This is a genomic window from Mycobacteriales bacterium (assembly GCA_035550055.1).
Classification (GTDB): Bacteria; Actinomycetota; Actinomycetes; order JAFAQI01; family JAFAQI01; genus DASZTV01.
The window spans coordinates 17,946-29,515 of the sequence record DASZRO010000118.1 but is presented as its reverse complement, the minus strand read 5'-3'; the positions used below and the strand labels follow the sequence as shown (position 1 = coordinate 29,515).

Genomic DNA, 11,570 nt, shown 5'->3' with positions numbered 1-11,570 from the left:
CGCCTCGTCAGCGCTTGCGTCGCCGGGGTCGGCCGCGGGTTCGACCGGGGCCGCCGCTGCGGCTTTCTTACGGGTGCGCTTGGCCGGCGCGGGACGCTCCTCGGCGGCCTCGGTGGGCTCGGCCGGGGCCGGGCTCGCGTCCGCGGACGGTGTCGGCGGTCCGGCCGGCCGGCGCGCGGCGCGGCGCTTGGGCGGCGCGGGGGTGTCGGCTAGGTCGCCGGCGGTGTCACTGGTGGTGTCGCTGCTGCGCTCGTCATCGAGCACGTTCTCTCCTGTCCGCCCCCGGGAGCGCCGTCACCCTGGTGGGCGCCGGCACCGCGCTCGGGAGCGAGGTCGTCAGGACAGCGGGTCTTTCAATGCCCCGTTGTCCAGGGGCAGCTCTGCGTCGAGCAGGCCCTGCGCCAGCCGCGTCACCACGGGGATGACGGGCGTCGACAGACCGGCTGCGCGTCGCAGTGCTGTCACTACGTCGTCGGGTCGAACGGCGGGAGTTGCGTGCCGGACGACCAGTTCAAGTGTGGCACACGCCACGTCCGGATCAGGCGTATCGCCGCTCGACACCGCCGCGGACACGACGGCGGCCCTGGCGTCCACCGGCTTCACCCCGTCCTTGGTCGGGCGGTCGACGACCACGCTCTCGCACGCCAGGAACGCCCGGAGCGCGCTGTCGGCGTCGTCGGGGCTGACGCCGGGAAACACGATCCGCCAGTGGGAGGCCTCGATCCGGTCGGCGAGCGCGGTCGTGCCCGGCGGGGCCTCGACGACCTCGACGACGTCCAGGCCAGGCGGCAGCGCCGTGTCCAACGCCCGGCGTACCTCCTCGGGGCTTCGCGGCTCGGCAAGGCCGATCTCCAGGTACTCGGCCTCGGAGGCGACCCCGGTCGGCGCTGCGCCGGCGTAGGAGACCTTGGGGTGCGGGCTGAACCCGGCGCTGAATGCGATCGGTACGCCGGAACGCTGCACCGCGCGCTCGAAGGCCCGCGCGAAGTCGCGATGACTGGTGAAGCGCAGCCGCCCGCGCTTGGCGTAGCGAACCCGCAGCCGCTGGACCACCGGGGGTGGCGGCGGCCCTTCTGGTTGCCGCGACATCAGACCGGGGTGAGCGGAAGCACCGTGCGGCCGGTTGGACCGATCTGGTTCTCGGTGTCCATCGACGGGCACACGCCGCAGTCGTAGCAAGGGCTCCAGCGGCAGTCCTCGACCTCGCTCTCGGAGATCGCGTCCTGCCAGTCCTGCCAGAGCCACTCCTTGTCCAGCCCGGAGTCGAGGTGGTCCCACGGCAGCACTTCGGTGAGCTCCCGCTCGCGGGTGGTGTACCAGTCCAGCGACACCGGCGAGTCCGCGAAGACCTCCGCGGCGGCGGCCGCCCACGCGTCGAAGGAGAAGTACTCGCTCCACCCGTCGAAGCGGGCGCCGTTCTCCCACACCCGCCGGATCACCGCGGCCACGCGGCGATCGCCCCGGGAGAGCATGCCTTCGATGATCGAGGGCCGGCCGTCGTGGTAGCGCAGGCCGATCGAGCGGCCGTACTGCTTGTCGGCGACCACCGCCGCCTTGAGCTCGCGCAGCCGGTGGTCGACGGTCTCGTGGTCGAGCTGCGCCGCCCACTGGAACGGCGTGTGCGGCTTCGGCACGAACCCGCCGATCGAGACCGTGCAGCGGATGTCCTTGCGGCCCGCCGCCACCCGGCCGGTCTCGATCACCCGTCGTGCGACGCCCGCGATCGCCGTGACGTCCTCGTCGGTCTCGGTCGGCAGACCGCACATGAAGTAGAGCTTCACCTGCCGCCAGCCGTTGCCATACGCCGTCGCGACCGTGCGGATCAGGTCGTCTTCGGTGACCATCTTGTTGATCACCTTGCGCATCCGCTCGCTGCCGCCCTCCGGTGCGAACGTCAGCCCGGTACGACGGCCGTTGCGCGAGAGCTCGTTGGCCAGCGTCACGTTGAACGCGTCGACCCGGGTCGACGGCAGCGACAGCGACACGTTGGAGCCCTCGAAGACGTCGGCGAGCCCCTTCGCGACCTCACCGATCTCGCTGTGGTCGGCGCTGGACAGCGACAGCAGCCCGACCTCTTCGAAGCCGGTGGCCGCGACCCCGCGTTGGACCATCTCGCCGATCGTGTCGATCGAGCGCTCCCGCACCGGACGGGTGATCATCCCGGCCTGGCAGAACCGGCAGCCCCGGGTGCACCCGCGGAAGATCTCGACGCTGTAGCGCTCGTGGACGGTCTCCGCGAGCGGGACCAGTGGCTGCTTCGGATAGGGCCAATCGTCGAGGTCCATCACCGTGTGTTTCGCGACCCGCCACGGCACGCCCGGCCGGTTCGGCACCACCCGCTGGATCCGGCCGTCGGGCAGGTAGCTGACGTCGTAGAACGCCGGGACGTAGCCGACGCCGCTCGTCGCGAGGCGCAACAGCAGACCGTCGCGCCCGTCCGGGCGCCCGTCGGCCTTCCAGGCACGGACGATGTCGGTGATCGCGAGCACCGCCTGCTCGCCGTCGCCGAGCACCGCGACGTCGATGAACTCGGCGATCGGCTCGGGGTTGAACGCGGCGTGCCCGCCCGCGACGACCACCGGATGGTCGACGCCCCGGTCGGCGCTGCTCAGCGGGATCCCGGCGAGGTCGAGCGCGGTGAGCAGGTTGGTGTAGCCGAGCTCGGTCGCGAACGACACGCCCAGCAGGTCGAAGTCGCCGACCGCCCGGTGCGCGTCGACGGTGAACTGCGGGATCGCGTGCTCGCGCATCGCCGCCTCGAGGTCCGGCCACACCGAGTACGTCCGCTCGGCGAGGACGCCGTCACGCTCGTTGAGCACCTCGTAGAGGATCTGGACGCCTTGGTTGGGCAGGCCGACCTCGTAGGCGTCGGGATACATCAGCGCCCAGCGGACGTCGCAGGACTCCCAGTCCTTCGTCACGGCGTGCAGCTCGCCCCCGACGTACTGCACCGGCTTGCGCACCGTCGGCAGCAGCGGCTCGAGCCGCTCGAACACGCTCTGCCCTGACATGACGTCCAGGCTACGTACGCCGGAGCCCGGCTACCGGTTCGAGCGGACCCGGACGTTCTGAAGCAGGCCGACCGCGATCATCGAGGCGAACATCGAGCTGCCGCCGTAGGACACGAACGGGAGCGGCAGACCGGTGATCGGCATGATGCCGAGGTTCATCCCGACGTTTTCGAAGATCTGGAACGCGAACCAGCACACGATCCCGACGCTGACCAGCATTCCGAACTGGTCCTGCGCGTAGCGCGCGATCCGCAGTGCGCGCCACATCACGACGCCGGACAGCAGGATGACCAGCCCGGCGCCGAACAGGCCCAGCTCCTCGCCGGCCACGGAGAACACGAAGTCGGTCTCCTGCTCGGGCACGAACTGACCGTTGGTCTGCGAGCCGTGGCCGAGCCCCTGGCCGAGCCAGCCGCCGTGACCGATGCCGATGATCGCCTGCTGCTGGTTGTACTTGAAGGTCTGCGCCGCGGCCGAGTTGGTCGACTTCGACAGCGCCTCGAAGCGGGCGAGCTGGTACTGGTGGAGCAGGTGCGCCTGGTCGACGATGATCGCGCCGACGACCGCCAGCAGCAGCATCCCGCCGACCCATCGTCCGGGGATGCCGGACAGCACGATCATCCCGAAGATGATCGTCATGAAGACCATGACCGAGCCGACGTCGGGCTGCGCCAGGATCAGCAGCACCGGGAAGCCGGCCAGCCCGAACGTCATCAGGATGTCCTGCCGCGTCGGCTCGGATCGGTTCTCCCGTTTCTCGGCCAGCAGCATCGCGATGCCGAGCACGACCGCCACTTTCGCGAACTCCGACGGCTGGATCTCGAACCCGCCCCCGAGCTCGATCCAGGAGTGCGCGCCGTTGATGGTGCTGCCCAGCGGCGTCAGGACGACCAGCAGCCCGAGGATGGAGGCGCCGTAGAGCACAGGCGTGTACGCCCGCAGCGTGCGGTAGTCGACGAGCGCGGCCAGCGTCGCCAGGCCCAGCCCGAGCAGGATGTTGAGGACGTCCTTCTTCAGGTACGACGAGCCGGCACCCTGCGGCTTGGTCGCGGCCCACACGAGCGCGCAGCCGAGCACGCACAGCGCCGCGACCGCGGCGACGAGCACCCAGTCCAGCTGGCGGGCGAACGAGTCGCGATCGAAGGCCCGCGAGCGCAGGGAGGTGGTGTGACGCAACGAGATCGGTGCTGACCGCGCCGAGCCCGACCACTCGCTCACCGGGTGAGCCTTCGTCGCTCGGGGGCCAGCACCGGTGTCAGCCCCAGGGCCGAGGTCGTCGACGACGGCGGGCTGGCGGTCGAGGTGGTGGTCGACGTCGGCGGCGTCGGCGGCGCGGAGGTCGCCGTCGCAGTCGGGGTGCTGGTCGGGGTGGTGCCCGGTGTCGTCGACGGGCTGACCGTCTTGTGGTGCTTGTGCGGCCCCGCCTCGACGATCTGGATCTTGGGCAGCTTCGCCGGCGGCACGCCGTCGGGGAACAACGCCTTCTTGCCGCCGAACCCGTAGATCGCGTCCCACATGTTGCGGGCGTACGGCGCCGCGCTGACCGCACCCTGGTCGGCCCGGTCGACCTCGATCACGGTGACGAACTGCGGCTCGCCGCCCGCCGGGCCGGCAAACGAGGCGAACCACGACCCGTCCTGGCTGGTGCCGGACAGCTCCGCCGTACCGGTCTTGCCCCCGACCAGCACCTTGTCCATCGGGAAACCGGCGAAGTCCGACACCGCCGTGCCGGGCGGGTCGGTCGAGGTGGTGACGCCGTAGAAGGAGTTGCGCAGGTAGTCCAGGTCGGCCTGGCTGAGCGGCAGGTGGTCACGCACCGGCGCCTTGATGCGCTTGATGAGCTTGCCGGTCGGGCTCACGATCGCCTTCCCGATGCGCGGCTCGAAGACCGTGCCGCCGTTGGCCATCGCCGCGTAGGCGACCGCGAGCTGCAGCGGCGAGACCAGCACGGTGCCCTGACCGATGTCCTCGTTCTCCTGGTCGCCCTGCTCGAAGATGTAGCCGGACTTGCAGTAGGCCCGGTCGTCGTAGCGGTGCTCGGCGGTGAACGTCGGGTTCTTCGCGCCCAGGCAGTAGTCGTGGCGCAGCTCGTGCCACTCGATCCGGGCGTTCTTGCGGGTGCCGATGTGACCGGACGTCACCTCGTCGGCCGGCAGGTCGATGCCCGGCGGCTCGCCGATCCCGTAGTCGTGGGCCATCGCCTGCACGCCCTCGATCGGCTTCTTGTGCTCGGAGATCAGCTGCTGGTCCCGGTTCCAGTCGGAGGCGCCGAGCTCGTAGAAGAAGGTGTCGCAGGAGATGATCAGCGCGGTACGCAGCGGGATGTCGCCGGCGCCGGACTCGCCTTCGAAGTTCGTGTGTCCCTGGAACGACGTCGGGCAGTCGTAGTAGGCACCCGGGCTGAGCATCCCGTCATGGATCAGCCCGGAGGACGAGATCAGCTTGAACGTCGATCCCGGCGGGTTGGCGCTCTGGAACGCCTTGTCCAGGAGCGGGTTTCCCTCCTCGTGCTGGAGGTGCTCGTAGACCTTCGTCTTCACGCTCGGCGTGAACGTGTCCGGCGGGTAGGTCGGCTCGCTGGCCATCGCGACGACGCCGCCGTTCCTGACGTTCAGGACGACGCCCGCCGCATAGTCGGCGGTGTAGCCGGAGTGACGGGCGTTGGCGATCGCGTCCTGAAGCTGCTGTTCGAGCGTCGCCTGGACACCGGCGTCGAGGTTGGTGACGACGTCGTCGCCGGCGATCGGGGGCGTGTTCTTGACGGTCCCGAGGACACCGCCGAGATGGTCGACGCTGACCGACTTCACTCCCGGCGTCCCGGCAAGGTACTTCTGGTACTCCGCCTCCAGACCGGTCGCACCGACCTGGGCGTTCTCGTAGATCTGCTGCTCGCTTTCCGGATACGCCTTCAGCGCTTTGGCGCTGATCGGGCCGAGGTAGCCGAGCATCGAGCTGGCGTACGCGCCGTCAGGCTCGGGGTAGTGCCTGACCGCGGTCAGCTCGACCGTCACGCCCGGGTACTCCTCGGGCTCTTCCTCGATCTGCAGCGCCTTGCGGGCCGCGGCGAGGGTCGGGCGCAGCTGACTGACCTGGACCGGCTGATACGCGAGCCCCTTGTTGCAGGGGGTGAAGGACTGGGCGAACCAGGGCGTGTCGGCCGGCGCCGCCACGATCCGCTTGCCCTTCGCGGTCTCGACCGTCGGATACGTGCAGGGAGAGGTCTCGTCGTTGAGCAGGTAGTACGGCTGGCCGAGCTGGCGGGCCAGCCGGTGCAGCACCGCGTCCTCCTCGGCCTGCGGCAGCCGGTCCAGCGCCGTCCGGTCGACCGACACGACGAGCGCCGGCTTGTTGTCCACGAGCGGCTTGCCGGTGTCGTCGAGGATCTCGCCCCTCGGCGCCGGGGTGACGACGTCGTGCACCTGCTGGCTCAACGCCTCCTGGGTCAGCTGGGGCGCGTCGAGCACCTGGACGTACCAGAGCCGGCCGAGCAGCGTTGCGACCAGGGAGAAGATGAGCACGCCGAGCACCACGAGACGAAGGCGCGAGCGGTCAGGCACGTGGCAGCAAGGCTTCCGGTCGGGCGATCCTACGGGCGGGACAGTGGTACGGAACGGGCGAACTACCGAGCGCTATCGCGATCCGGCTGGCTCGAACCGGCGGGCCGCGGCGGAGACGAGCGGGACAACGAACGGCGCCAAGAACACATCGTAGACAACGGTTGCGGCGAGCGCGTGGGCCGTCGCGCTCGCCGTGATGCGGGCGTTTCCGAGGGTGTCGCCGAGCGCGGCGAACAGCAGCACGACGCCGAACGAGGCGGCCGCGACGACCCCGATGATCGTCGGTACCGAGCTGTCCTCGCCGGCGTCGAGCATCCCTGCGACGTAGCCGATCACCGCGTAGGAGAAGGCGAGCTCGCCGGCGTAGTGGTCGGTCGGCGGCATGACGTCGGCCAGCAGCCCGGCGAAGAACCCCAGGACCGCACCGCGCTGCGACCCGCCGATCAACGCGAAGGCGACGACCACGACGACGAGCAGGTCGGGCGTGCCGATCGGCAGGTGCATCCGGTTGACGATGCACACCTGCGCCAGCAGTACGACCACGACGACGCCGATGCGCAGCGCGATCCTGGAGGCGATCACGGCGTCGTGGTCACCCCCGTCGTCGGGGTGCTCGACGAGGTCGCGTCCGGCGTACTCGACGGTGTCTCGCCCGGGGTGGCGGTCACCGTGACGGTGACGGTCGGGGCCGGTGTCGGGGAGGCCGGCAGGAGCGAGTCGTGCGGGATGGTCTTCGGCGAGCCGACGACCACGGCGACGACGTCGAGCGAGGCGAAGGAGACGAACGGGTGGACCGTCGCGGTCTGCGCGAGCTGGCCGGTGGCGGGAGCCACCGAGGTGATGGTGCCGATCGGCACCTCGGGCACGAACGGGCCGCCCGGGCCTGACGCGAAGCTGACCAGCTGCTGGCCTTTCGCGAGCCGGACGGTGTTGTCGAGCAGCTGAAGGCTCATGTCCTTGCCGCGACCGTTGCCCTGCAGCGAGCCGACCGCCAGCGTGCCGGTCGACAGCCGGGCTCCGATGGTGAAGTTGGAGTCGTTGGCGAGCTGGACCGTCGCGTCGTTGCGGCTGACGCTCACCACCCGGCCGACCAGTCCGGCGCCGCTGATGACGGTCTCGTTCTTGGTGATGCCGTTGGCGCTCCCGCGGTCGATCGTCACCGTCGACTCGAAGCCGAACGCCGCGCCGTACGCCGTGACCCGCGCCGCCACGATCGTGTACTGCGCGAGCCCAGCGAGGTGGAGCAGCTGCCGCTCCTGGGCGTACTCCTCGCGTTCGGTCGCCGTCATCCGCAGCTGCGTCTCGGCCTGCGCGAGCTTCTGGTGCAGCTGCTCGTTCTCGTGCTTGTAGCTGCCGAGGTGGCCCAGCCCGGAGAACCACGAGCCGATCGGGTGGACCACGTCGTCGATCACGTTCTCGATCGGGCCGAAGACCGTGGAGGACGCCTTCCGGACGCCGCCGAGCGAGCCCGAGCGGTAGTCCAGCGTGATCAGCGTCAGCGCCGTGAGGAGCAGCAGGGTCAGCACCAGTCGCGCACGCCGCGCGTTCCTCACTGAACTGCTCTCATCGCGAAGCGAACGTTATCGACAGAGAACGCAGCAGCTCGCCGGCGCAGTGCTACCGGCGCGGCTCGCTGATGAGGACCTGCTGGAGCGCCTCGAACTCCTCGACGCACTTGCCGGCGCCCATCGCGACCGAGTTAAGCGGGTTGTCGGTCACGTGGATCGGCATGCCGGTCTCGTGACGCAGCCGCTCGTCCAGGCCGGTCAGCAGGGCACCACCGCCGGTGAGCACGATGCCGCGGTCCATGATGTCGCCGGACAGCTCCGGCGGCGTCTTGTCGAGCGTCGTCTTCACCGCGTCCACGATGGCGTTGACCGGCTCCTCGACCGCCTTGCGGATCTCATCCGCGCTCACCACGATCGTCTTGGGCAGACCGGTGACCAGGTCGCGCCCGCGGATCTCGGCGTGCGGCTCGTCGGGCGCCGGGAAGGCCGACCCGATCGCCATCTTGATCTCCTCAGCCGTCCGCTCACCGAGCATCAGGCTGTACTCCTTCTTCACGTACGCGATGATCGAGGCGTCGAGCTCGTCGCCACCGGTACGGATCGACTGGCTGGTAACGATGCCGCCGAGGGAGATGACGGCGACCTCCGTCGTACCGCCGCCGATGTCGACGACCATGTTGCCGGTCGGCTCGTGGACCGGCAGCCCGGCGCCGATCGCGGCGGCCATCGGCTCTTCGATGATGAACACCTTGCGCGCACCCGCCTGGTAGCCGGCGTCCTTGACCGCGCGCTGCTCGACGCCCGTGATGCCGGACGGGACGCAGACGACGAGCCGGGGACGCGCCGTACGACGGCGCTTGTGCACCTTCTGGATGAAGTAGCGGAGCATCCGCTCGGTGGTCTCGAAGTCGGCGATGACGCCGTCCTTGAGCGGGCGGATCGCGACGATGTTGCCGGGCGTGCGGCCGATCATCCGCTTCGCCTCGGTGCCGACCGCGAGGATCCCGGCGGTGTTGGTGTTGATGGCGACGACACTCGGCTCGTTGAGCACGATCCCCCGGCCGCGCACGTAGACGAGCGTGTTGGCCGTGCCGAGGTCCACAGCCATGTCTCGACCGAGGAACCCGCTGGTGTTCTGCGCCATACGGCGATTGCCTTCCGGATCGGGGAATGCGAGCGCCAGAGGTGAATCCGGCAGCTCTCGGGGGCGAGGTCAGCCTACCGGGGATGGCGGCTGACCGAAATGACGGATTTGTCGCTGAGACGCCGGGGGCGAGCTACAGGTTGGGGAAGAATAGGCCGACCTCGCGGGCGGCCGACTCCGGCGAGTCCGAGCCGTGCACCAGGTTCTGGCCGATCTCGGTGGCGAAGTCGCCGCGGATCGACCCCGGCGCCGAGGCGATCGGGTCGGTGACGCCCATCAGCGCGCGGACCGCCTCGACGGCCCGGTGACCCTCGGCGACGATCGCGACCAGCGGACCGCCGGTGATGAAGTCGACCAGCTCGCCGAAGAACGGCTTGCCCTCGTGCTCGCCGTAATGCTTGCTCGCGGTCTCCCGGTCGAGCGTGCGGAGCTCGAGCGCGACGATCGTCAGACCCTTCCGCTCGAGCCGGCCGACGACTTCGCCGATCAGGCCACGGCGTACGGCGTCGGGCTTGACAAGGACAAGGGTTCGCTCAGCCACGCGCAGAGGCTACACACCCCCGCCGAGCCCAACGTTGTTGGTCTTTCAAGGCCCGCGAAAGACCATTTACGTAGGGCTCGACGGGTGGGGTAGGTGCCATTGCCGCAGCCAGTAGACCCAGATCCCGGCGAAGGCCACCCCGACCACGTACATCGGCCAGCTGATGACCCCGGTCGCGATCGCCGCCACCTGCGCCAGGCTCGACACCACCTTGCCGCCGGGCCGGCGCAGGACACCGGCCGAGACCACGAGGAGCCCGAACAGCCCGCCCAGCAGCCCGAGATCGAGCCCGGACACGTGACCCCGCTGCGCGGTCGCCACCGCGGGGATCGCGAGCAGCACCACCAACGCCTCGATGGTCAGCCCGGCGGTGCCGATCGCGTAGAGCCCGCGCGGCGCGGCCGGTCGCTCGTCGGTCAACGAGCCCCGCCGAGCAGGTGACGGGCGTCGCCGACGGTGACGATCGATCCGGTGATCAGTACGCCGGACCCGCCCAGCTCGCCGGAGGCCTCCGCGGCACCGATGGCCGCCTCGATCGCGTCGTCGAGGCTCGCCGTCGCCGCGACCCGGTCCTCGCCGAACACCTCGACCGCCACGGCGGCGAGCTCGTCGGCCGGCAGCGCACGGGGCGAGCTGTTGGTGGTGACGACCACCTCGCTGACCACCGGCTCGAGCTGCTCGAGCAGCCCGACCGCGTCCTTGTCGCCGAGCACCGCCACCACCGCGACGACCCGGTCGAAGCCGAACGCGTCCTCCAGTGCGGCCGCCAATGCGGCCGCTCCGGCCGGGTTGTGGGCGCCGTCGATCAGCACCGTCGGGCTGCGCCGAAGGACCTCCATCCGCCCCGGCGAGCGCACGGCGGCGAACGCCGCCCGGACCGCGTCGATGTCCAGCGGACCGTGCTCGCGGGCGTTGAGGAAGGCCTCCACCGCCGCGAGCGCACATGCCGCGTTGCTCGCCTGATGCTCGCCGTAGAGCGGCAGGTACACCTCGCCGTACACCCCGGCGAGCCCCTGGAGCTCGAGCAGCTGGCCGCCGATCGCGACGGCGCGCGACCGTACGCCGAAGTCGACGCCCTCCCGCAGCACCGTCGCGTTGACCTCCTGCGCCCGGGCGGCGAGGACCCGCGCCGCCGCCTCGGGCTGCGGTGCCGAGATGACCGTCGCGCCGTCGTGGATCAGCCCGGCCTTCTCGGCCGCGATCTCCTCGACGGTGTCGCCCAGGATGCCGACGTGGTCGAGGCTGATCGGCGTCACGACGGCGACCGGCGCGTTGATCACGTTCGTCGCGTCCCAGCGGCCGCCGAGCCCGACCTCGACGACCGCCACGTCGACCGGGGCGTCGGCGAACGCGGCGAAGCTCATCGCGGTCAGCAGCTCGAAGAACGTGACCCGTTCCGGGTGCCGGCCGTCCACCACCTCGGCGTACGGCTCGATCTCGTCGTAGAGAGCGACGAACCGCTGTGCCGACAGCGGATCGCCGTCGATGCAGATCCGTTCGGTGACGTGCTCGAGGTGGGGCGAGGTGTGACGGCCGGTGCGCAGCCCGAGCTCCCTGAGCAGCTGGTCGGCCATGCGCGACGTCGAGGTCTTGCCGTTGGTCCCGGTGACGTGGATCGACGGGTACGCCCGCTGCGGCTGACCGAGCAGGTCCAGCAGGTCGACGATCCGGTCGAGGTCGGGGACCATGCGCTGCGGGTAGCGGCTCTCGAGGGTGTGGTCGACCCGGGCCAGCTCGGCTGCCGCGGCCTCGACGACGGCCTCGGACACCCCGTCGTGCTCCCCGATACTCACGAGCCCACGATATTGA

11 protein-coding genes are annotated in these 11,570 nt (G+C 70.3%); all 11 read right to left on the bottom strand.

The annotated features are described in order from the left end of the window. On the bottom strand, positions 1-264 hold a 264-nt coding region (locus VG899_17015), incomplete at its 3' end, for a pyruvate dehydrogenase complex dihydrolipoyllysine-residue acetyltransferase (protein HWA68066.1). 72 nt (positions 265-336) lie between these two features. Beyond that, positions 337-1,089 carry a TIGR03936 family radical SAM-associated protein gene (locus VG899_17010; GenBank protein HWA68065.1) on the bottom strand — a complete coding sequence of 251 codons (753 nt, stop codon included), beginning with the start codon at positions 1,087-1,089 and terminating at the stop codon, positions 337-339. Further along, positions 1,089-3,011, bottom strand: coding sequence for a TIGR03960 family B12-binding radical SAM protein (locus VG899_17005; protein ID HWA68064.1), 1,923 nt, complete (start codon positions 3,009-3,011; stop codon positions 1,089-1,091). The genes VG899_17010 and VG899_17005 overlap by 1 nt, the downstream gene beginning before the upstream one ends. A gap of 30 nt (positions 3,012-3,041) precedes the next feature. Further along, entirely contained in the window at positions 3,042-4,229 is a 1,188-nt protein-coding gene (locus VG899_17000; GenBank protein HWA68063.1) for an FtsW/RodA/SpoVE family cell cycle protein, read from the bottom strand. Next, positions 4,226-6,568: a penicillin-binding transpeptidase domain-containing protein gene (locus tag VG899_16995; protein ID HWA68062.1), complete on the bottom strand. Its 2,343-nt coding sequence runs from the start codon at positions 6,566-6,568 to the stop codon at positions 4,226-4,228. The genes VG899_17000 and VG899_16995 overlap by 4 nt, the downstream gene beginning before the upstream one ends. A gap of 72 nt (positions 6,569-6,640) precedes the next feature. Then, complete coding sequence (gene mreD / locus VG899_16990) at positions 6,641-7,150, bottom strand: rod shape-determining protein MreD (protein HWA68061.1); 510 nt, start codon at positions 7,148-7,150, stop codon at positions 6,641-6,643. Then, complete coding sequence (mreC, locus tag VG899_16985; protein HWA68060.1) at positions 7,147-8,094, bottom strand: rod shape-determining protein MreC; 948 nt, start codon at positions 8,092-8,094, stop codon at positions 7,147-7,149. Before mreC ends, mreD begins: the two co-directional genes overlap by 4 nt. A 91-nt stretch (positions 8,095-8,185) precedes the next feature. Continuing rightward, positions 8,186-9,220, bottom strand: coding sequence for a rod shape-determining protein (locus VG899_16980; protein ID HWA68059.1), 1,035 nt, complete (start codon positions 9,218-9,220; stop codon positions 8,186-8,188). 133 nt (positions 9,221-9,353) lie between these two features. Further along, positions 9,354-9,761, bottom strand: coding sequence for a nucleoside-diphosphate kinase (gene ndk / locus VG899_16975; GenBank protein ID HWA68058.1), 408 nt, complete (start codon positions 9,759-9,761; stop codon positions 9,354-9,356). A gap of 66 nt (positions 9,762-9,827) precedes the next feature. After that, positions 9,828-10,181, bottom strand: coding sequence for a DUF4233 domain-containing protein (locus VG899_16970; GenBank protein ID HWA68057.1), 354 nt, complete (start codon positions 10,179-10,181; stop codon positions 9,828-9,830). Then, the gene (locus VG899_16965) at positions 10,178-11,548 is read right to left on the bottom strand and encodes a folylpolyglutamate synthase/dihydrofolate synthase family protein (GenBank protein HWA68056.1); all 1,371 of its coding nucleotides are present in this window, start codon (positions 11,546-11,548) and stop codon (positions 10,178-10,180) included. The genes VG899_16970 and VG899_16965 overlap by 4 nt, the downstream gene beginning before the upstream one ends. Positions 11,549-11,570 lie beyond the last annotated feature (22 nt).